At 71.9% G+C, this 20292-nt stretch carries 20 protein-coding genes; 3 read left to right on the top strand and 17 right to left on the bottom strand.

From position 1 onward, the window contains the following. Positions 1-4: 4 nt before the first annotated feature. A complete protein-coding gene (gene gatC / locus AB0J10_RS27305; RefSeq protein ID WP_269728240.1) occupies positions 5-301 on the bottom strand; it encodes an Asp-tRNA(Asn)/Glu-tRNA(Gln) amidotransferase subunit GatC in 297 nt (98 codons plus the stop codon). 659 nt (positions 302-960) lie between these two features. On the opposite strand from gatC, the gene AB0J10_RS27300 reads away from it, so the two are divergent. Continuing rightward, positions 961-1455: a hypothetical protein gene (locus AB0J10_RS27300; protein WP_363065122.1), complete on the top strand. Its 495-nt coding sequence runs from the start codon at positions 961-963 to the stop codon at positions 1453-1455. A 351-nt stretch (positions 1456-1806) separates the two neighbouring features. Here the strand turns inward: AB0J10_RS27300 and AB0J10_RS27295 are convergent, their stop codons facing one another. From AB0J10_RS27295 to mnmA, 6 genes are all read right to left on the bottom strand, one after another. Then, positions 1807-3936: an EAL domain-containing protein gene (locus AB0J10_RS27295; protein WP_363065121.1), complete on the bottom strand. Its 2130-nt coding sequence runs from the start codon at positions 3934-3936 to the stop codon at positions 1807-1809. A 239-nt stretch (positions 3937-4175) separates the two neighbouring features. After that, positions 4176-6359, bottom strand: coding sequence for an NAD-dependent DNA ligase LigA (ligA, locus tag AB0J10_RS27290; RefSeq protein ID WP_363065120.1), 2184 nt, complete (start codon positions 6357-6359; stop codon positions 4176-4178). Positions 6360-6394: 35 nt separating this feature from the next. After that, positions 6395-7390: a methionine synthase gene (locus AB0J10_RS27285; RefSeq protein ID WP_363065119.1), complete on the bottom strand. Its 996-nt coding sequence runs from the start codon at positions 7388-7390 to the stop codon at positions 6395-6397. Further along, positions 7387-8076: an SDR family oxidoreductase gene (locus AB0J10_RS27280; RefSeq protein WP_363065118.1), complete on the bottom strand. Its 690-nt coding sequence runs from the start codon at positions 8074-8076 to the stop codon at positions 7387-7389. Before AB0J10_RS27280 ends, AB0J10_RS27285 begins: the two co-directional genes overlap by 4 nt. A 16-nt stretch (positions 8077-8092) precedes the next feature. Continuing rightward, complete coding sequence (locus AB0J10_RS27275) at positions 8093-8632, bottom strand: TIGR00730 family Rossman fold protein (protein WP_363065117.1); 540 nt, start codon at positions 8630-8632, stop codon at positions 8093-8095. Positions 8633-8838: 206 nt separating this feature from the next. Beyond that, the gene (mnmA, locus tag AB0J10_RS27270) at positions 8839-9966 is read right to left on the bottom strand and encodes a tRNA 2-thiouridine(34) synthase MnmA (RefSeq protein ID WP_363065116.1); all 1128 of its coding nucleotides are present in this window, start codon (positions 9964-9966) and stop codon (positions 8839-8841) included. Between the two features lie 83 nt (positions 9967-10049). On the opposite strand from mnmA, the gene AB0J10_RS27265 reads away from it, so the two are divergent. After that, a complete protein-coding gene (locus AB0J10_RS27265) occupies positions 10050-10712 on the top strand; it encodes an N-acetylmuramoyl-L-alanine amidase (protein WP_363065115.1) in 663 nt (220 codons plus the stop codon). Between the two features lie 180 nt (positions 10713-10892). Here the strand turns inward: AB0J10_RS27265 and AB0J10_RS27260 are convergent, their stop codons facing one another. The 3 genes from AB0J10_RS27260 to AB0J10_RS27250 are packed head-to-tail and all read right to left on the bottom strand — an operon-like array spanning position 10893 to position 12565. Then, complete coding sequence (locus tag AB0J10_RS27260; protein WP_363065114.1) at positions 10893-12056, bottom strand: cysteine desulfurase family protein; 1164 nt, start codon at positions 12054-12056, stop codon at positions 10893-10895. A 60-nt stretch (positions 12057-12116) separates the two neighbouring features. After that, entirely contained in the window at positions 12117-12389 is a 273-nt protein-coding gene (locus tag AB0J10_RS27255) for a DUF4190 domain-containing protein (protein WP_363065113.1), read from the bottom strand. Positions 12390-12406: 17 nt separating this feature from the next. Beyond that, the gene (locus AB0J10_RS27250) at positions 12407-12565 is read right to left on the bottom strand and encodes a hypothetical protein (RefSeq protein ID WP_363065112.1); all 159 of its coding nucleotides are present in this window, start codon (positions 12563-12565) and stop codon (positions 12407-12409) included. Positions 12566-12708: 143 nt separating this feature from the next. Between AB0J10_RS27250 and AB0J10_RS27245 the strand changes: the two genes are divergently transcribed. Then, positions 12709-13368 (top strand): TetR family transcriptional regulator, encoded by a 660-nt coding sequence (locus tag AB0J10_RS27245; RefSeq protein WP_363065111.1) that lies wholly within the window; start codon positions 12709-12711, stop codon positions 13366-13368. Positions 13369-13452: 84 nt separating this feature from the next. Here AB0J10_RS27245 and AB0J10_RS27240 read toward each other — a convergent pair whose 3' ends face one another. From AB0J10_RS27240 to AB0J10_RS27210, 7 genes are all read right to left on the bottom strand, one after another. Beyond that, the gene (locus AB0J10_RS27240; RefSeq protein WP_363065110.1) at positions 13453-13947 is read right to left on the bottom strand and encodes a hypothetical protein; all 495 of its coding nucleotides are present in this window, start codon (positions 13945-13947) and stop codon (positions 13453-13455) included. Positions 13948-14266: 319 nt separating this feature from the next. Next, positions 14267-15130 (bottom strand): thioesterase family protein, encoded by an 864-nt coding sequence (locus tag AB0J10_RS27235; protein ID WP_363065109.1) that lies wholly within the window; start codon positions 15128-15130, stop codon positions 14267-14269. A 25-nt stretch (positions 15131-15155) separates the two neighbouring features. Beyond that, positions 15156-15842 carry a trimeric intracellular cation channel family protein gene (locus tag AB0J10_RS27230; protein ID WP_363065108.1) on the bottom strand — a complete coding sequence of 229 codons (687 nt, stop codon included), beginning with the start codon at positions 15840-15842 and terminating at the stop codon, positions 15156-15158. Between the two features lie 99 nt (positions 15843-15941). Further along, positions 15942-17255 carry an oligopeptide/dipeptide ABC transporter ATP-binding protein gene (locus tag AB0J10_RS27225; RefSeq protein WP_363065107.1) on the bottom strand — a complete coding sequence of 438 codons (1314 nt, stop codon included), beginning with the start codon at positions 17253-17255 and terminating at the stop codon, positions 15942-15944. Continuing rightward, positions 17252-18244: an ABC transporter ATP-binding protein gene (locus tag AB0J10_RS27220; protein ID WP_363065106.1), complete on the bottom strand. Its 993-nt coding sequence runs from the start codon at positions 18242-18244 to the stop codon at positions 17252-17254. Before AB0J10_RS27220 ends, AB0J10_RS27225 begins: the two co-directional genes overlap by 4 nt. A 4-nt stretch (positions 18245-18248) precedes the next feature. Next, positions 18249-19211 (bottom strand): ABC transporter permease, encoded by a 963-nt coding sequence (locus AB0J10_RS27215; protein WP_363065105.1) that lies wholly within the window; start codon positions 19209-19211, stop codon positions 18249-18251. Continuing rightward, positions 19211-20215 (bottom strand): ABC transporter permease, encoded by a 1005-nt coding sequence (locus AB0J10_RS27210; protein WP_363065104.1) that lies wholly within the window; start codon positions 20213-20215, stop codon positions 19211-19213. Before AB0J10_RS27210 ends, AB0J10_RS27215 begins: the two co-directional genes overlap by 1 nt. Between the last annotated feature and the right edge of the window lie 77 nt (positions 20216-20292).

Genomic DNA, 20292 nt, shown 5'->3' with positions numbered 1-20292 from the left:
CTGGTCAGTCCTCCCCCAGGATCTGCGGCACCTTGAAACGCTGCTGCTCCTGTGCCGGGGCGCAGTGAAGCGCCTGCTCGGGGGTGAGCGACGGACGGACCTCGTCCGCGCGCATGACGTTCGTCAGCGGCAGCGGGTGGGAGGTCGGCGGTACGTCTCGGTCGGCGACCTCGGCGACGCGGGCGACCGCGCCGATGATGTCGTCGAGCTGTCCGGCGAAGTGGTCGAGCTCTTCGGCCTTCAGCTCCAGACGCGCCAGCCGGGCGAGGTGGGCGACCTCCTCGCGCGTGATGCCAGGCATGCAGCGATCCTCAGGGGTGAGTGTGATGGTTGTGGCCCAATCCTATGGGCCCGGCCCGGGTGCCCGCGAAACCCTTTGCCGCGGGACCGGGCCGGTACCCGCGGCGGCGGCCGGCTCCGGGCGTGCGGCGGGGGCCGCCGGGCGGCCGGCCGAGCCCTTGTCCCATGCCGGCCGGGACCCACCTCGCCGGGGCCGCGGAGCCGGGCCCGAGGGCCTGACGCCGCCGAGGGGCGATCGGGCCGCGGCCGTCCTCGGGAGCGGGCGCGGCAGCTGGGAGACGACACCCGACCCGGGGTGCCAGGACCGGCCAGGACCGCCGGGCGGAACACCGTCGAGGCGGGACGCTCATCGATCCGCCCTCGGCTCGGGCAGGCGTCTCCAGAGCATCGGATCCACCGTTGACGAGACGCTCCTGCCACTGCCGGTGGATGGCACGTCGCACCGCTCACTGTTGCCTTGCCCAGGCAGTGTGCCTCCCTGGTGATCGATGCGACGATGCCTTCAGCGGCGCGCTCGCCACCACAGCGGAGTGGCACCGAAGGCCCGGTTGCCCGGTTCCGGCATTTCCGGCCGGACGGCTGCCCACGCTTCGCCGCATTCCCCCGTCCCCCCGTTCCCCGTTCCCAATTCCCCGTTCCCCGTTGCAGACAGGACACGGCATGACCGACCCCCGGGCCAGGCGGTCCCGGCACCGCGCCTCGCGCGTTCTCGCCAGAGTGCTCTTTGCAGCGCTCGCAGTTGTCGGACTCCTGTGGACCGCGCTGGGAATCTCCGAAGGCGGAGCCGCTGTCGGCGTCACCGGTGTGCGGGGCACCCTCACCGTGGAGCACTGTGAAGAGCGCCCAGGCGCCAGAGGGGGCACCACCACCGACTGCCGGGGGACCTTTGTCTCGGCGGACGACCGGATCACCGACGGACATGCCGAGACACAAGCCACGGAAGCACGGCCCGGGGACCGGCTCGAGGTCCGCCGTGTGTTCACCGGCCTGTACGTCGTCCAGGACACGTCCGAGGCCCACACCTACCTCCCTGGTGTCGTAGGGGGTGCCATCGCGGGCGCCGTCGGAATTTACGGGATGTTCCGCGCGCCGAAGCTGAGCGGCGCAAGGGCCTCGTGGCGGTCGCGGTACGGACGCACGCAGGGCGGGAGGTGAGTCGCTGCCGACGGACGCGTCCACGGATCCGTACGGGCCGGAGAAGGACGTCCGCGCCCGGATCTCGGACGGGTCGCGGCCGCAACACCGGCCCCCCACGTCCGAGCCGAGACCCAGACCCCCACCGCCTCACCCGCATTCGGACGGAACCGCCGACCCGGAACGAACGGGGCGTCTTGCGAAAGCAGCTCCGTCCGCCCACCGGGCGGGATCGCAAGGCGGAGGATCATCTTCGTGCTGGACCTACGGGGATGACTCCGCCAACACGGCGTGGGGGTACCTCCCGCGCCGAAGGGCTACGGGGAGTGCATGCCGGGCGTAGCGGACCAGGAGGGACCTTGGCGACACGCCCTAGTTCACCAGGCCCGACGGGCGGTCCACCTCCGAGGGAGCGGCGGCTGGGAGCTCGCCCACCGGACGGCGCCAGCCGTGCTCGCCCCGGGCAAGCAGCCAGGCCGTGGTCTCCTGCGGCGGCATGGCCGCCGCGACCAGCCAGCCCTGCACCGCGTCGCAGCCCAGGTCGCGCAGCCGCTCCCAGGTCTCGTCGTCCTCGACGCCCTCGGCGACCACGAGCAGTCCGAGGGAGTGGGCGAGGTCGACAGTGCAGCGGACGATCTCCGCGTCCTCCGCGTCGATCGCCAGCCGGGCGACGAAGGACCGGTCGATCTTGAGCTCGCTCACGGGCAGCCGGCGCAGATGGACCAGGGACGAGTAGCCCGTGCCGAAGTCGTCCAGCGACATCTTCACCCCGTGGCCCGTGAGCGCCGCGAGGGTGTCCCCGGCCCGCTGCGGGTCCTCCAGCAGCACATGCTCCGTGATCTCCAGCTGCAGCGCGCCCGCCGGAACGCCGTGCCGGGCCAGCCGGGCGGCGACGGAGCCGGCGAAGCCAGGCGTGTGGACGTCGCGCGGTGACACATTGACGGCCACCGGGACCTCGAGGCCCTGGGAGCGCCACTCGGCGACCTGTCCCAGCGCGGACTCCAGCACGTACTCGGTCAGATGGGGCATCAGCCCCGACGACTCGGCGATGGCGATGAACTCGTCGGGAGGGACCCGTCCGCGGTCCGGGTGCACCCAGCGCACCAGCGCCTCCAGCCCCGCGACATGCCCGTCGAAGCGCACCTTCGGCTGGTAGTGGAGCTCCACCTCGCCCGCGTCCAGCGCCCGGCGCAGATCGCCGAGCAGCCCGAGACGGTCCGGGGTGTTCGAGTCGCGCTTGGACTCGTACACCTCGACGCCGGTTCGGTCGCGCTTCGCCTGGTACATGGCCACGTCCGCGCGCCGGAGCAGCCCCTCGGCGTCCAGGGCGTGGTCGGGGAAGACGGCGAGGCCGGCACTGGCCTCCAGGACCAGCGTGAGCCCGTCCAGGTCGAGGGGCGAGGACAACTGGCCCACGAGGTGGCGGGCGACCCGCTGGGCGCTGGTGGTGGAGTCGGTCGTGGGCAGCAGCACGGCGAACTCGTCGCCGCCCAGCCGCGCGGCCTCCGCTCCGCGCGGCAGTGCGAGCTTCAGCCGCTCGGCGATCTGGAGCAGCAGCCTGTCGCCCGCGAGATGACCGAGTGTGTCGTTGACCGAGCGGAACCGGTCGAGGTCGATCAGGACGAGGGCTGAACGCGCTCCGACCCCCTCGGCCTCCTCCAGCGCGGTCCAGGTGCGCTCCAGCAGCCACTGGCGGTTGGGGAGTTTGGTGAGCGGGTCGCGCAGCTGCTCCTCGGCGCGGGCTCGGGCGATCCACAGCGTGGAGTCGAGTGCGATCAGCGGCACCGCGAACAGCGGCAGCACGATGGGCAGGGCCGTCGCGACGACGCAGATCAGCGGGGCGATGCCGAGCAGGGCGACCGCGACGAGCCCCTGCCGCAGCAGGGCGGTCCGGGCGACGGTGGGCAGTCCGCTGCTCTGGGGTGCCAGGGCGTACCAGAGCAGCACCCTGGTGGCGGCGAGGTACGCGGCCGCGGCGAGCACCACCTCGGGGACCGCCTCCGGTCCCCACTGCAGGGGCTGCCACGGGTGTTCGACGGTGGGTGTCTCGCCGAACGCGGCGAGGACGAGCGCGGCCGCTCCGATGCCCAGGATGTCCACCGCGCCGTGCAGGACGCCCTGCCGCCAGCGGTGTCGCCGCGCGGCGCCGACCAGCGCCACCAGGGCGAGGCTGACCATGCCCGCCGGCACCCAGCCGTACAGCAGCAGCACCGCGAGGGTCAGGGCGGCGCCGGAGCCGGTGCCGCCCCACCAGCGGTCGCGCCCGAGGGCGACCAGGTGGCCGACGATGATGCCGGTCAGCACGGCGAGGGACCAGCCCTCGGTGCCCCCGGGGAAGAGCCGGTGCCCATCCCTGAGAGCGCCGAAGAGCCCGGTCGCCAGGGTGAGTAAGGCGATTCCGACGACGACGAACGGCAGCGTCGAGGCGATGCCCGCGACGAACGCGAGTCCCGCGAAACCACGCGGCCGTGAGACCGGGGCGGCGCTCTCGGTCGGTTTCATTCCCGTCCCTCTCACAGCCGGCGGTGCCGATGCCACGTGGTGGCTTCCGTGTCATGCGACCACGGCCGGAACCTCACCACGCGGCCGTGCACGACAGGCGCATGCCTCAACAGTAGGCCGCCGGGGGCTCCGACGGGCAGCGCTCTACAGCTCTTGCCCGAATGCGACCCGGCCACCCTTATCCATCTGATATGCGCCGAACGAGTGATCCTGGCGGGGAGTTGGTCCGCACGGTCGTACTATTCCTCGACCGGCGCGGCCAACTCGCGGGCCGCTTCCGGCCCCTGCTCGAGAAGGACCGCGAAGCCGTCCTCGTCCAGTACGGGCACCTTCAGCTGCATGGCCTTGTCGTACTTCGATCCGGGGTTGTCACCCACCACAACGAACGAGGTCTTCTTCGAAACGGAACCCGTCACTTTCGCACCACGGCTCTGGAGCGCGTCCTTTGCGCCATCTCTCGTGTGGTTCTCGAGCGTTCCGGTGACGACGACGGTGAGGCCCTCGAGCGGACGCGGCCCCTCGTCCCCGCCGGAGCCCTCCTCCTCCATCCGGACGCCCGCGGCACGCCACTTGCGGAGGATCTCACGGTGCCACTCCTCCTCGAACCACTGCTTCACCGAGGCGGCGATGGTCGGCCCGACGCCCTCGACGGCCGCGAGCTCCTCCTGTGACGCCTGTTCGATCCGCTCGATCGAACGGAACTCGCGGGCCAGCTCCTCGGCCGCGACAGGGCCCACATGGCGGATGGAGAGGCCGGTGAGGATGCGGGCCAGCGGGCGCTCCTTGGCGGCCGCGATGTTCTCCAGCATGGCCAGCGTGTTCTTCTTCGGCTCGCCCTGCTGATTGGCGAAGACCGTGACGATCTTCTCCTCGCCGGTCTTCGGGTCGCGCTTGGGCAGTCCGCTGTCCTGGTCCAGCACATACGCCTTGATGGGCAGCAGCTGTTCGACCGTCAGGTCGAAGAGGTCGCCCTCGTCGGCCAGCGGCGGCTCGGCGGGCTCCAGCGGCTTCGTCAGGGCCGCCGCAGCCACATAGCCGAACGCCTCGACATCGAGCGACTTGCGGCCGGCGAGGTAGAACAGTCGTTCGCGCAACTGGGCCGGGCAGCTCCGGGCGTTGGGGCAGCGCAGATCGACGTCACCCTCCTTCATCGGCCGCAGGGGCGTGCCGCACTCGGGGCACTCGGACGGCATCACGAACTCGCGCTCGGTGCCGTCCCGCAGGTCGGCGACCGGGCCCAGGATCTCCGGGATGACATCGCCCGCCTTGCGCAGCACGACGGTGTCACCGATCAGGACACCCTTGGCCTTCACCACGTCCTGGTTGTGCAGCGTCGCGAACTCGACCTCGGAGCCCGCGACGGTCACCGGCTCCACCTGGGCGTAGGGGGTGACCCGGCCGGTCCGACCCACACCGACGCGGATGTCGACCAGTCTGGTGTTGACCTCCTCCGGCGGGTACTTCCAGGCGATCGCCCAGCGGGGTGCCCGCGAAGTCGAGCCCAGCCTGCCCTGCAGCGGGATCTCGTCCAGCTTGACGACCACTCCGTCGATCTCGTGCTCCATGGAGTGGCGGTGCTCGCCGTAGTACGCGATGAACTCCCGGACCTCTTCCAGGGAGCCCACCACCCTGTAGTGCCGGGCGGTCGGCAGGCCCCACTCGTGCAGCAGCTCGTACGCCTCCGAGAGCCGGCCGATCTCCAGGCCCTCGCGCGCGCCGATGCCGTGCACCACCATGTGGAGCGGCAGTGTCGCCGTGACCTTGGGGTCCTTCTGCCGCAGCGAACCCGACGCCGAGTTGCGGGGGTTGGCGTAGGGCTGCTCACCGGCCGCGACCCGGCGGGCGTTGAGCTCCTCGAACGCCTCCATCGGGAAGTAGACCTCGCCCCGGATCTCCACCAGATCGGGTACGCGCTCGCCCGTCAGGCGGACCGGAACGTCCCCGATCGTCCGGACGTTGGGGGTGATGTCCTCGCCGGTGCGGCCGTCGCCCCGGGTCGCGGCCCGGACCAGCCGGCCCTTCTCGTAGGTCAGGTTGACAGCCAGGCCGTCGACCTTGAGTTCGCACAGGAAGTGGTGCGCGGAGGTACCGACCTCCTTGGCGACCCGGTCCGCCCACGCGGCGAGCTCCGCCTCGTCGAAGGCGTTGTCGAGGGAGAGCATCCGCTCGCGGTGCTCGACCGCCGTGAACTCCGTCTCGTACGCCACCGAGACCTTCTGGGTCGGGGAGTCGGGCGTGCGCAGCTCCGGGTACTGCTCCTCCAGCGCCTCCAGGGACCGCATCAGCCGGTCGAACTCGGCGTCGCTGACGACCGGCTGGTCCTTCACGTAGTACCGGAAGCGGTGCTCCTCGATCTGCTCGGCCAGCCGGGCATGCTCGTCCCGCGCCTCCGCCGGCACCGGCCCCTGCTGTTCGACAGCCACCGTCACGTCCTCCCGTTACCTCAGCCCTCAGTCCATCACTCAGGGTTGTCCGCGAGCGATCTCGCCGCCCGGACGCCGTGCGCCAGGGCGGCACGGGCATAGCCGGGCGAAGCGCCCGCGAGCCCGCACGACGGGGTGACCACGACGGACTCGGCGAGAGTCCCCGGATTCAGCCCCAGCCTGCGCCACAGCGTCCTGACACCCATGACGCTACCGGCAGGGTCGGACAATGGGCCGTCGGTGGAGGGCACGACTCCCGCGAAGAGCTTCGTGCCGCCCTCGGCGGCCTCTCCGATCGACTCCTCGTCACGTTCGGTGAGCAGTGCGAAATCGAACGAGATCCCGGCGGCTCCGGCCCGGCGCAGCAGGGCGAACGGCACCTCCGGAGCACAGGAGTGCACCACCACCGGCACCCCGGCCGCTCCCACGACCTCCCGCAACGTGCTCTCGGCGAGCTGCCGGTCCACGGCGCGGTGGGTCCGGTACCCGCTGGCGGTCCGCACCCGGCCGCGCAGCACGGCCGTGAGGGACGGCTCGTCCAGCTGCAGCACCGGACTGGCGCCCGGCACCCGGCGCCGCACCTCGGCGAGATGGCCGCGGAGGCCTTCGGCGAGCGAGTCCGCGAGGTCCCGGCAGGCGCCGGGATCGGCGAGGGCCGCCTCGCCGTTCCTGAGCTCCAGAGCGGCCGCGAGCGTCCAGGGCCCGACGGCCTGGACCTTGAGCGGGCCCTCGTAGCCCTGGGTGAACTCCTCCAGCGCGTCCAGGTCCTCACCGAGCCACGACCTGGCCCGGCGGGTGTCCCGGCCCGGCCGGTCGCTCATCCGCCAGCCGCTCGGCTCCACGTGCGCGTACAGCTCCACCAGGAGCCCCGCGGTCCGGCCGATCATGTCCGCGCCGGGGCCGCGGGCGGGCAGTTCGGGCAGATGGGGAAAGTCCTCGAAGGATCCGGTCACGGTCCTCGCGGCCTCGCGCGCGTCCCCTCCGGGCAGCGAACCGACCCCGGTGGCGGGACCCCACACGATGCCGCTCATCGCCCCGGCCGGACGGTGAGGTCGTGGATGTCGGCGTCGCGCGGGAGGTCGAGGGCGGTGAGGACGGTCGTCGCGACCGACTCCGGGTCGATCCACCGCGACGGGTCGTACTCCTTGCCCTCCTGCTGGTGCACCTTCGCCTGCATGGGGCTCGCGGTACGGCCCGGGTACACCGACGTGACCCGGACACCGTGTTCCCCCTCCTCGTGGCGCAGGGCGTCGGCCAGTGCCTTGAGACCGTGCTTGGAGGCGGCATAGGCGGCCCACTCGGCATGGGCGTTGAGCCCGGCACCCGAGTTGACGAAGATCACCTTGCCCCGGGAGACGCGCAGTTGGGGCAGCAGCAGCCGGGTGAGCTCCGCCGGACTGACCAGGTTCACGTTGAGCTGCGCCTGCCAGGTCTTCGGCGTGAGGTCGGCGACCCGGCCGAGGTCCACGACGCCCGCGATGTGCAGCAGCGAGTCGACGCGCTCGGGCAGCGTCTGGTGCGAGAAGGCCCAGGACAGCCGGTCGGGCGTGGCGAGGTCGCCGACGAGGGTGCGGGAGCCGGGGAAGTCCCGGACCAGTTCCCGGGCGCGACCGGCGTCCCGGGCCAGCAGCACCAGGTCGTCGCCGCGCTCGTGCAGCCGGCGCGCGACGGCCGCGCCGATGCCGGAGCCCGCTCCGGTGATCAGATGTGTAGCCATACCGGCAATGCTCGCATCACTGCACCCCCGCGCCTTCCTCGAGGTAGGCGAGGGCGCTGACCGCGTCCTCGGCGAAGAAGACCAGGTCGGTGAGGGGCACCGGCAGGAAGCCCTCGTCGTCCATGCGCTGGAACTGCTGCTTCAGCCCGTCGTAGAAACCCGCCGTGTTGAGCAGCACCACCGGCTTCGCCGTGTGGCCGTGCTTCTTCAACTCCAGGATCTCCGTGGCCTCGTCCAGCGTCCCCGTGCCGCCCACCATGATCACGACCGCGTCGGACCTGGCCAGGAGCAGGGCCTTCCGCTCGGCGAGGTCCCGAGCGACGAGCATCTCGTCGGCGATCGGCCTGGCCTTGTCCTGGAGGAACTCCACCGAGACCCCGACCAGGCGGCCGCCGGCCTCGTGCACCCCGTCCGCGACCACCTTCATCAGACCGACGTCGGATCCGCCCCAGACCAGGGTGTGCCCGCCCTTGCCGAGCAGCTCGGCGAACTCGCGGGCGGGGCCGGTGTAGCGGTCGTCGAGGTCGGCGGCGGAGAGGAAGACGCAGATGTCCATGGGGTCACGGTACGGGCCGCCGCCGGCACCCGGCCCACGCGGTCGGCGGCCGGGAGGAAATGGCCGGGAACCGCCCGCGTACGGCGAAGGGCCCGGCGGCACCCGGCCCCGGGGCGCTTCGCCGGCGCGGTGTCGCCGGTCGCGGTGCGCGCGCGCCCGTGCCCGGCCCCCTTCCGGTGCCGGCACCCCGGTGCTCCGGAGCGGTCTCAGGCGGTGACGGGGCTCTGCCGGCGCGTCGTCGCCGCGATCGTCGCCGATCCGACCACGCGCGTGCCGTCGTACAGCACGATCGCCTGGCCGGGGGCGACCCCGCGCACGGGTCGCGTGAACGCCACCCGCAGCTCGCCGTCCACCAGCTCCGCCGAGACCTCCGTCTCGCCGCCGTGGGCGCGCAGCTGCGCCGTGTACGTGCCGGGGCCGGCGGGCGCCGTGCCGCACCAGCGGGGCTTGACCGCGGTGAGCGCGGAGACCTCCAGCGCCTCGGCCGGGCCCACGGTGACCGTGTTGCTCACCGGCGAGATGTCCAGGACGTAGCGCGGCTTGCCGTCGGGCGCGGGGTGGCCGATGCGCAGGCCCTTGCGCTGGCCGATGGTGAAGCCGTAGGCGCCGTCGTGGGTGCCCAGCTTGGCGCCGGACTCGTCGACGATGTCGCCCTCGGCCCGGCCGAGCCGCCCGGCGAGGAAGCCCTGGGTGTCGCCGTCTGCGATGAAGCAGATGTCGTGGCTGTCGGGCTTCTTGGCCACGGCCAGTCCGCGCCGCTCGGCCTCCGCTCGGATCTCGTCCTTGGTGGTGAGGGTGTCGCCCAGCGGGAACATCGCGTGGGCGAGCTGCCGCTCGTCGAGCACGCCGAGCACATAGGACTGGTCCTTGGCCATGTCGCTGGCTCGGTGCAGTTCGCGGCCGCCGTCCTCGCGCACGACGACGGTCGCGTAGTGGCCCGTGCACACGGCGTCGAAGCCCAGGGCGAGCGCCTTGTCGAGCAGGGCCGCGAACTTGATCTTCTCGTTGCAGCGCAGGCAGGGGTTGGGGGTGCGGCCCGCCTCGTACTCCGCGACGAAGTCCTCGACCACGTCCTCGCGGAACCGCTCGGCGAGGTCCCAGACGTAGAAGGGGATGCCGATGACGTCCGCGGCGCGGCGGGCGTCGCGGGAGTCCTCGACGGTGCAGCAGCCGCGCGCGCCGGTGCGGAAGGACTGCGGGTTCGCCGAGAGCGCCAGATGCACTCCGGTCACGTCGTGGCCCGCTTCTGCGGCCCGTGCGGCGGCGACGGCGGAGTCCACGCCGCCGGACATGGCGGCGAGGACGCGGAGGGGACGCTGGCGTGTCTCAGTCATAGCCCTATCAGGGTACGGGGCGCCGGGAACCGAATGCCCGCGAGTGGACGTTCGGGAGGTGATCGGGTGCGAAGAGGGGTGGCATGGGCAGCAGGAAGGCACAGCGCGGTGTCGGCAGGCGGGCCGTGCTGATCGGTGGCGGGGCGGCGCTGGTCGGGGCGGGTGTGGTGGCCCAGGACGAGCTGAGGCGGCTGTGGTGGCGGCTGCCCGGTATGGAGAAGAAGCGGGTGGAGGGGGAGCTGGACCACGCGGGCGCGGTGTGGACGGCGGCCTCCCGGGCGAACTGGCGTCGGGCAGACCGGCCCGACGACTACACGATCGACCGGATCGTGATCCATGTCGTCCAGGGCAGCTACCGGACGGCCCTGAGGGTGTTCAAGGACCCGGGACACGGCGCCGCCGCGCACTACGTGGTGGGCAAGGACGGGCGGGTCGCGCAGATGATCCGCGAACTCGACGTCGCCTTCCACGCGGGCAACCGGCACGTGAACGAGCGGAGCATAGGCATCGAGCACGAGGGCTTCGTCGACCGTCCCGAGGACTTCACTGACGCGATGTACGCCTCTTCGGCGCGGCTGACGGCCGGCATCTGCCGGCGGTACGGCATCCCCGTGGACCGGGAGCACGTCATCGGCCACGTCGAGGTGCCCGGGACCGACCACACCGACCCCGGCCCGCACTGGGACTGGGACCGGTACCTGCCGATGGTGCGGCAGGCACTGGCCGCTCCGGCCGTCGCCGGCTAGTGCCGCGTCCGGCGAGGTCCACCCGTCGAGGAGCGGCGTCCGGTGCGTGGGGTCTCCCCAGGCCCTCCGGGCCGAGGCGAGGATCGCAAGGCGCCGGATCGACCTCGTGGTCGGCCTGCTCGGTCGATGCGGCGGCACCGCGAGTCGCCGTGCCGGGCGTCGCGACGGGACGAACGCGGCCTAGCTGAGCCCCGCCGTGCGGGCCCGCTCCACGGCGGGTCCGATCGCCTCGGCGACGGCTTCGACGTCGCCCGCCGTGGAGGTGTGGCCGAGGCTGAAACGGAGCGTTCCGCGGGCCAGGTCCGGATCGGTGCCGGTGGCGAGGAGGACGTGGCTGGGCTGGGCGACGCCCGCCGTGCAGGCCGAGCCGGTGGAGCACTCGATGCCCTGGGCGTCCAGGAGCAGCAGCAGCGAGTCGCCCTCGCAGCCGGGGAACGTGAAGTGGGCGTTGGCCGGGAGCCGGTCGACCGGGTCGCCCCCGAGGATCGCGTCGGGCACCGCGTCGAGGACGGCGCGGACGAGCCGGTCGCGCAGGGCGCCGATCTCACGTGCGAAGTCCTCGCGGCGCTCGGCGGCGAGCCGGCCGGCCACGGCGAAGGCGGCGACGGCGGGGACGTCCAGCGTCCCTGAGCGCACATGGCGTTCCTGGCCGCCGCCGTGCAGCACGGGCACGGGCGTGTGCTCGCGGCCCAGCAGCAGTGCGCCGATGCCGTAGGGACCGCCGATCTTGTGGCCGCTGACGGTCATCGCGGCCAGGCCGGAGGCGGCGAAGTCGACGTCGAGCTGCCCGACGGCCTGTACCGCGTCGGAGTGCAGTGGTACCCCGAACTCGGCCGCGACGTCGGCGAGTCCACGGATCGGCATGACGGTGCCGATCTCGTTGTTGGCCCACATCACGGTGGCGAGGGCCACGTCCGAGGGATCGCGTTGGAGGGCCTCGCGCAACGCCTCCGGGTGCACCCGGCCGTGGTTGTCGACGGGGAGGTACTCGACGTTCGCGCCCTCGTGCTCGGCGAGCCAGTGCACGGCGTCGAGGACGGCGTGGTGCTCGACCGGGCCGGCGAGTACGCGGGTGCGGCGCGGGTCGGCGGCACGGCGGGCCCAGTAGAGGCCCTTGACGGCCAGGTTGTCGGCCTCGGTGCCGCCCGAGGTGAGGACGACCTCGCTGGGGCGCGCCCCGAGCGCCTCGGCGAGGGTCTCGCGGGCCTCCTCGACGGTACGGCGGGCCCTGCGGCCCGCTGCGTGCAACGACGAGGCGTTGCCGGTGACGGCGAGCTGGGCGGTCATCGCCTCGATCGCCTCCGGAAGCATCGGAGTGGTCGCGGCGTGGTCGAGGTAAGCCATGGTGGACACGATTCTACGAGCCGCCCGGAGCCCGGCTTCCGCCCCGGGGGCCCGGACGGGTCAGCCGACCGGACTCCAGACGACGACGCCGTCGCCGACGACGAGCACGGCGAGGACGACGAGGTCGGCGACGCCGAGGGCCAGACCCAGCAGGGCCCGTCCGCGCCGGGCGGTTCCGCGCCGCAGCGCGAGGCCGGCGAGGACGAGGGCGACGGGGCCGAGCACGATGTTCATCACGAGCAGCCCGACCAGTCCGAGGACGAACGACGCGACGGCCATGCCGTCGGCGTCGCGCGTGCCGGTGTACCGGCGGGCGGGTGAGGTGAGTTCCACGGCGGTCCCTCCTCGGGTCAGCGGGCGGCCCGGCGCGCGTGGCGCTCACGCACGGCGAACACGAGCAGCCATCCGCCGATGACGGCGGCGGCCGCGGTGGACACGGGCAGCGGGATGTGGGCCACGGCACCCAGGACGACGCCCAGTAAGGCGACCGCGGCGACGAGGGCGATCATCTTCCTCGACCTTCCTTCCGGTGATGGACTCGGAGTCGGTCCGAGAACGGCCCGCGTGCGGGCACAGAACTCAGAGTACGACTGTTCACTGACTACCCAGTCTAGGCTTTCGCATACCAGAGAACAGCTGTTTACTGAATTGCATGAGTCACACCGTCGGCGTCCGCCAGGCCCAGAAGTTGAAGACCCGTCAGGCACTGCTGGACGCCGCGCTGCGACTGCTCGAGCACCAGAGCCTGAGCAGTCTCGGACTGCGCGAGCTGACCCGGGCGGTGGGCGTGGCGCCGACGGCGTTCTACCGGCACTTCTCGGATGTGGCGGAGCTCGGTGTGGCCCTGGTCGAGGAGACACTCGGCAGCCTGCACGGTCTGGTCGGGGCCATCCTCGCGGAGACCGGCGACGCCGAGGTGCGGATCGCGCGGACCGTGGACCTCATCGCCCGTCACGTCCGGGAGCAGCCGGCCCACTTCCGCTTCATCGCGCGCGAGCGCCACGGCGGCGTCGGGCCGGTGCGCGCCGCGATCGCCGACCAACTCGACGCCTTCACCCAGGAGGTGGCGGCGGCGCTCGGGCGCGAGCCGGTGTCGGCGGGCTGGAGCGAGGAGGATCTGCGCATGCTGGCGGGCGTGTACGTGGAACACATGGTGATGACGGCCTCGGCCTTCCTCGCGGCCCGGGAGACCGGCGGGTCCGGCTCCCCCGAGGGGCCCGGCGAGGAACAGGTCGCCCGCACGGCCCGGGACCGTCTCCGACTGGTGTCGCTCGGCCGCCTCCACTGGGCGGGACGCGCCACCGGGCACTGAGACACGGGCCACGGCGCGCCCTCCGGTCGCTCCCGCCCGGCCGCTGCAGCGGGCATCCGCCGCGGGGCTCGCGGTAGCCGCTCCCTACTCGTCCTCGGCCGGGCGCCCCTCCCCCGCCATGAACCGCCACACCAGGCCGTGCCCCAGCACCACCAGCAGGATCAGCAGCACCGCCTCCGCCTGGATCGGCGCGAGACCGATCGCACCCGCGATCTCGGGCACCGCCCCCACCACCGCGATCAGGACGTAGAACAGCGCCGCGGCGCCCATGATCACGGCCAGGAACGGGGAAGAGCCGTCCCTGCGACCGTGGGCGAGGAGCCGGAGCGTGCACACACAGCCGATCACGGCGAGCAGGGCGAAGCTCGCACGCCAGATGCCGGGGGTGGCATCACCGCCGACCTGGGCGAACAGCCCCATCAACGCCGGCAGCAGGAACGAGAGATAGATCCCCCCGACGACGCGGCGCAGCTCCGGCCGGCGCATCCAGTCGGCATGGCCCTGCACGACGTTCCACCAGAGGCCGACGAGCGTGAAGCAGGTGGCGGCGAACAGGGCGTAGAACGTGCTGACATCCATCCGGCCTCCTGCGACGGGGCGGCCACGCGGTGGCCGGGACCGCGCCGGGGCCCGCTCCCGGTACGACCGGAACCGGTTCCGCGGACGCGGACCGTCCGGTGACGCACCCCGCCCCGGCGTGGGCGAGCGTCCCACGCCTGCGGAGCCGTCCCGGAGCACCGACACTCCCCGGCCACCCGCCCGGGTGCGGGAGGGCGCCCCTTCGCCGCGTGCCCGCCGTCCTGCCGCGTGCCTGCGGCCGAAGAGGACGGCGGCGGACGGGGCGGGCGGTTCGCCGGCCGAAGTCCGCCCGGCCGACCGCCGGCCGCCGAACGGGGGATCAGCCGCGCGGGAGCGGCGCCTTCGCCAGCTGACGGGACTGGGCGACCAGTCGGTCCGCGCTGTCCCAGACCTCGGCGTCCTCCTCCAGGAAGCCGCCCGCGAGATTGCGGGTGGTGATGGAGACGCGCAGCAGCCCCGGTGCCGGGCGGCAGCGGATGTGGGTGGTGAGCTCGACCGTCGGCGTCCAGCCCTTCAGGCCCAGCTCGAACGAGGTCGGCGGGAGCGCGTCGACCGTGAGCAGCAGCGAGAGCGGGTCGGCGTCGCGGCCGTCGGCGAGTCCGAACCAGCCCCGCATCTCCCCTCTGCCCGAGGGCGCGCCGACCGCCCAGCCGACGGTGGCGGGGTCGAGCTTGATGTTCAGCCGCTCGGTGATGGCCGAGGAGCCCGGGATGGCGGGCGCCGGACCGTCGTTCGGGCCGAGGCAGTCCCGGTAGGCCGGGATGACCGGAGGCAGTGCGGTCGTCCGGACGTCGCCGGGCAGTGCGTCCAGGTCGCCGTAGGTGGCGAGCACGCGGATGCGCTCGACCTCGGTGCCGTCCTCCGCGTACTGGAAGAGGGAGGCCTGGCCGGTGGAGAGCGTGCGTCCGGTGCGGATCGTCTCGGTGCGGATCACCGCGGGGCCGGGCGTGGAGGGGCTGAGGTAGTGCGCCGAGACCGTGAACGGATCGGGGTGCGGGAGGGCCTCTTTGAGGGCGCGACCGAGCAGCGCCAGCAGATAGCCGCCGTTGACGGCCGTGATGATCGTCCAGCCTGCGGAGAGCTCCGCGTCGTAGACGCCGGGTACGCCGGAGTCCCGGAGGGTGACAGCGGTGTCGCGGTCGAACTCGCTGTCACCGATGGTTGCCTGTGCCACCTGTGCCATGACCGAACCGTACAACAGATAATTACTAAGCGGTAGCTTTGCCGAAACCCTCGTTCCCGGGCTCGGTCGCACTCGACCTCCGGTTCCAGGCGCGTGGCGCCCGCCAGTTGAACCGCATCGCCAGCAGGCGGATGAGAAAGGCCATCAGTACGGCGATCCCGCTGGTCAGCCCGTTGAGCATCTCGAAGCGGATGAAGAGGACGACCATCGTGGCGCCCACGATCGCGGGAACGGCGTACAGATCGCGGTCCCAGCGCAGCAACGACGGCACCTCGTTCGCGAGGACGTCACGCAGCACACCGCCGCCGACCGCCGTGGCGAGCCCCAGCGTCGCGGAGGCGGTCAGGCCGAGGCCGTACTCGTACGCCTTGGTCGTGCCGGTGACGGCGAACAGGCCCAGCCCGGCGGCGTCGAAGACGTTGACCGAGCCCTGGATCCGCTCGACCTCCGGGTGGAGGAAGAAGACCAGCACCGCCGCCACGAGCGGCATCACGAAGTACCCGAGGTCCGTGAACGCGGCGGGGGGTACGGCGCCGATCACCAGATCGCGGAACAGCCCTCCGCCCAGTGCGGTGACCTCGGCGAGCACCGCGATGCCGAAGACGTCGAAGTTCTTCCGCACGGCGAGCAGGGCGCCGGAGATGGCGAAGACGAAGATGCCGGCGAGGTCGAGGGCGTGTTGGACGGAGGGGGTGAACAGTTCCTGGAGCACCGCCCAATTGTGCCGCCTCCGCAGAGCGGGTCCTTGCCGGCGCCGGTCCGGGCGGGGGCGGGACGCGAGCCGTCGACCCGCGCCCCGCCGGACTCACCGCTACGTGCCCGCGGGGGCCTCCGAGGTCTTCCCGTCGGCTGCCTCGGCGCCGTCCGCACCGCCCGGCGCCTCGGCCTTCCCGGCCTTCCCGTCGGACACCTCGGGAGCCTGGCCGGACCCCGGTGCCTCGTCCGCGCCGGACGCCCCGCCGGCGTCGGCAGCCTCCCCCCGGGGCGAGGGCACGGTGGCCTCCACCGGGTCCGCGTCCGCGGCATCCTCATGGGCTTCCGCCACCGAGCCCGACGTTGCAACGACATCCGGGTCGACGTCCTCGACGCCCTCCCGGACCGCCGGGACGACCTCACCGGAGGTGCGGACGATCTCACCCGACGCGATCTCCGCCGCGAAGTGGCACGCCACCTTGTGGCCGCCCCCGACGTCCTTGAGCTCGGGCCGCTCCGTGGCGCACAGCGTGTCCTGCTTCCACGGGCAGCGCGTGTGGAAGCGGCAGCCCGCGGGCGGGTTCGCGGGGGACGGCAGGTCCCCCAGCAGCAGAATGCGCTCGCGGCGATCCTCGACCTCCGGGTCCGGCACCGGCACCGCCGACATCAGCGCCCTGGTGTACGGGTGCTTCGGCTCCTCGTACAGCGCGTCGCTCGGGGCCTCCTCCACCAGGGAACCGAGGTACATGACCCCGATGACGTCGGAGATGTGCCGGACGACCGCGAGGTCGTGGGCGATGACGAGATACGTCAGACCCATCGACTCCTGGAGCTCCTCCAGCAGATTGATGACCTGTGCCTGGATGGAGACGTCCAGTGCCGAGACCGGCTCGTCGCAGATGATCACGTCCGGCTCGAGGACGAGGGCCCGGGCGATGCCGATCCGCTGGCGCTGGCCGCCGGAGAACTCGTGCGGGTAGCGGGAGAGGGCGTTGCCCGGGAGACCGACCCTGGCCAGGATCTCCTTGATCTTCTCCCGGCGCTCCTTCTGGTTCGCGCCGATGCCGTGCGCGGCCATGCCCTCCGACAGGATCGATTCGATGTTCTGCCGGGGGTTGAGGCTGCCCAACGGGTCCTGGAACACCATCTGGAGCCTGCGGCGGAAGCTGCGCAGCTGCTTCTCGGGCAGCTTCGCCACGTCCGTGCCGTCGAGGACGACCCTGCCGTCCGTGACGTCGACGAGCCGCAGCACCGCGCGCCCGAGGGTGGTCTTGCCGCAGCCGGACTCGCCGACGAGCCCGTACGTCTGACCGGCCTCGACGGACAGCGAGATGCCGTCCACGGCGTAGACGTGCCCGACCGTGCGGTCGAAGAGGATGCCCTTCTTGACGGGGAAGTGGACCTTCACACCGTCGAGTTCGAGCAGGCTCATGCCGGGACCTCCGTGGTGGCCAGGACCGGGTTGACGCAGCGGGCCTCGTGTCCGGCCTCGCGGGGTTCGGTCAGCTGGGGCGTGCCGGTCAGGCAGCCCATCTCGTAACGGTCGCAGCGGGGCGCGAAGGCGCAGCCGTCGACCCAGGCGATCTGGTCGTTGATGGACCCGCGGATGGGGTTCAACGGCTCGCCGCGCGGGGCGTCGAGCCGCGGGATGGAACCGAGCAGCCCGTGCGTGTACGGGTGCGTCGGGTGCGCGAACAGCTCCCGCCGCCCCGAGGATTCGACGACCTTGCCCGCGTACAGCACGTTGACGTGGTCGCAGAGCCCGGCGACGACACCCAGGTCATGGGTGATCATCAGCAGGGCGGTGCCCTCCTGGTCGACGAGTTCCTTGAGCAGTTCGAGGATCTGCGCCTGAATGGTGACGTCGAGCGCCGTGGTGGGCTCGTCGGCGATGAGCAGCCGGGGCGCGCAGGCCACGGCCATGGCGATCAGCGCGCGCTGCCGCATACCGCCGGAGAGCTGGTGCGGGTACTCCTTCAGCCGCCGGTCCGGGTCGGGGATGCCGACGCGGTCCAGCAGGTGCGCGGCCTCCTTGCGGGCGGCCTCGCCCTTCATGCCGCGGTGGCGCTGGAGGATCTCGGTCACCTGGACGCCGATCGGGACGACCGGGTTCAGGGAGGACAGCGGGTCCTGGAAGATCATCGCGAGCTTGCTGCCGCGCAGGTCCCGGATCTTGCGAGGGCTCATCGTCAGCAGATCGGCGCCGTCGAAGTCGGCCCGTCCGCCGAGGCTGACGCCCTTGCGCGGGAGGAGACCCATCAGCGCGAGCGAGGTGACGGACTTGCCGCAGCCCGACTCGCCGACGAGACCGACGACCTGGCCCTCGTCCACGGAGAAGGAGACTCCGTTGACGGCCTTGACGTCCTTGCGGCCGCGTCCGCCGAAGGTGACGGTGAGTTCGTCCACATTGAGCAGTGGCATGACATCAACCTCGCAGCTTCGGGTCGAGGGCTTCGCGCATGGCCTCGCCGAGCAGGGTGAAGCCCAGGGCGGTGATGATGATGGCGACCGCCGGGTACATCGACATCATCGGCGCGTTGTCGAAGAAGCGCTGGGCCTGGGAGAGCATCACGCCCCACTCCGGGACGGCCGGATCGGGATTGCCGAGGCCGAGGTAGGACAGCGCCGCGGCCTCGATGATGGCGGTGGCGAGGCTGAGGGTCGCCTGGACGATCACCGGGCTCAGCGAGTTGGGCATGATCTGGGTGAGGACGATGCGCCGCTTGCGGATGCCGAGGGACCGCGCGGCCAGCACGTAGTCCTTGCCGCCCTGGGCGAGCATCGAACCGCGCAGCAGCCGGGCGAAGATGGGGATCTGCACCACACCGACGGCGATCATCACCGTGGTCAGCGACTGTCCCATCACCGCGGCCACGGAGACCGCGAGCAGCAGCGAGGGCAGCGCCAGCATGAGGTCGGTGACACGCATGATGGCGTCGTCGAGGCGCCGTCCCGCCCGCCCGCCGAGGGTGGCCGCCGCGCCCGACAGGGTTCCGACCAGTGCGCCGAGGACCAGGCCGATCAGCATCGAGACCACACCGACCAGCAGGGTCTGCCGGGCTCCCACGAGCATCCGGGAGAACATGTCGCGGCCCAGGTGGTCCAGGCCGAACCAGTTCTCGCCGCGGGCACCGATGAACTTGCCCTGGTTGGGGAAGACCTCACCGCGCCAGGTCTGGGCGGTCGGGGTGTGCGGGGCGAACCACGGCCCCACGATCGCGACCACGACGAACACGGCGATGACGACCGCGCCGATGATCGCCATCTTGCTGGAGCGCAGCCGGCGGAACGCCTCGCGCCACAGGCTGGCACCGCTCGACGTCTCGGTCTTCGCGGTGAGCTCGGCGAGCCGGTCGATCTTCGATGTCTTGGTAGTAGCCAGGCTCATCAGTGCACCCGCACCCTCGGATCGATGACGCTGTACGCGAGATCCACCAGCAGGTTGATCAGCACGTACACGGTCGCGATGAACATGATGAAGCCGACGAGCACCGGGTAGTCACGGGCGTCGATGGCATCGCGGATGAAGTCGCCGATACCGCCGAAGGAGAAGACCGACTCGGTGAGCACGGCACCGGACAGCAGGCTGCCGGTGAGCAGACCGATGGTGGTGACCACGGGCAGCAGCGCGTTGCGCAGGATGTGCCGGCCCCGGACCGTCTTGCGCTCCAGGCCCTTGGACTCTGCGGTACGGATGTAGTCCTCGCCGAGGACCTCCAGCACGCTGGCCCGGGTCATGCGCACGATGACGGCGAGCGGGATGGAGGAGAGGGCGATCGCGGGCAGCACCAGGTGCGTGATCGCGTCCCAGGAGGCGTCGAACTCACCGGTGAGGACGCCGTCGAGGACGGCGAAGCCGGTCACGCTGGTGGCGTCGAGGCCCGTGTCCATCCGGCCGAAGCTGGGGAAGAGACCGAGGTTGACCGCAAAGACGCCCTTGAGGATCAGGGCGAGGAAGAAGACCGGGATGCAGATCCCGACGAGTGACCCGGAGACCGAGGCCACGTCGAGCCAGCCACCGCGCTTGCGCGCTGCGAGATAGCCGAGCGGAATGCCGACCGCCACGGCGATCAGCATGGCGGCGACGCTGAGTTCGACCGTCGCCGGGAACCGGAGGACGAACTCGTCCCACACCGGCTGCCCCGTCTGGGTCGAGGTGCCGAGGTCGAGTTCGAAGATGCGCTTGAGGAAGCGTCCGTACTGGACGTAGAGCGGCTGGTCGAGTCCGAGCGCCCGGTTGATGCGTGCCACTTCGGCTTCGGTCGCCCGCTCGCCCAGGATCGCTGAGGCGGGTCCGCCGGGCAGCCGGTTCAGCCAGATGAAGAGCAGAACCGACAGGCCGAGCAGGGTGGGTATCAGCTGTAGCAGTCGTCGTACGACGAGTCGCAACACCCCGCATGCCCCTTTCTTGCGTGTGTTGTACGAGTGGTACGGAAATGGGATGCGGGTCCGCCCGGCCACGAGTGTGC

Origin of the sequence: Streptomyces sp. NPDC049887 (assembly GCF_040656535.1) — a bacterium.
In the GTDB taxonomy this organism is placed as follows: Bacteria; Actinomycetota; Actinomycetes; order Streptomycetales; family Streptomycetaceae; genus Streptomyces.
This window is presented reverse-complemented; position numbering and strand designations above follow the sequence as displayed.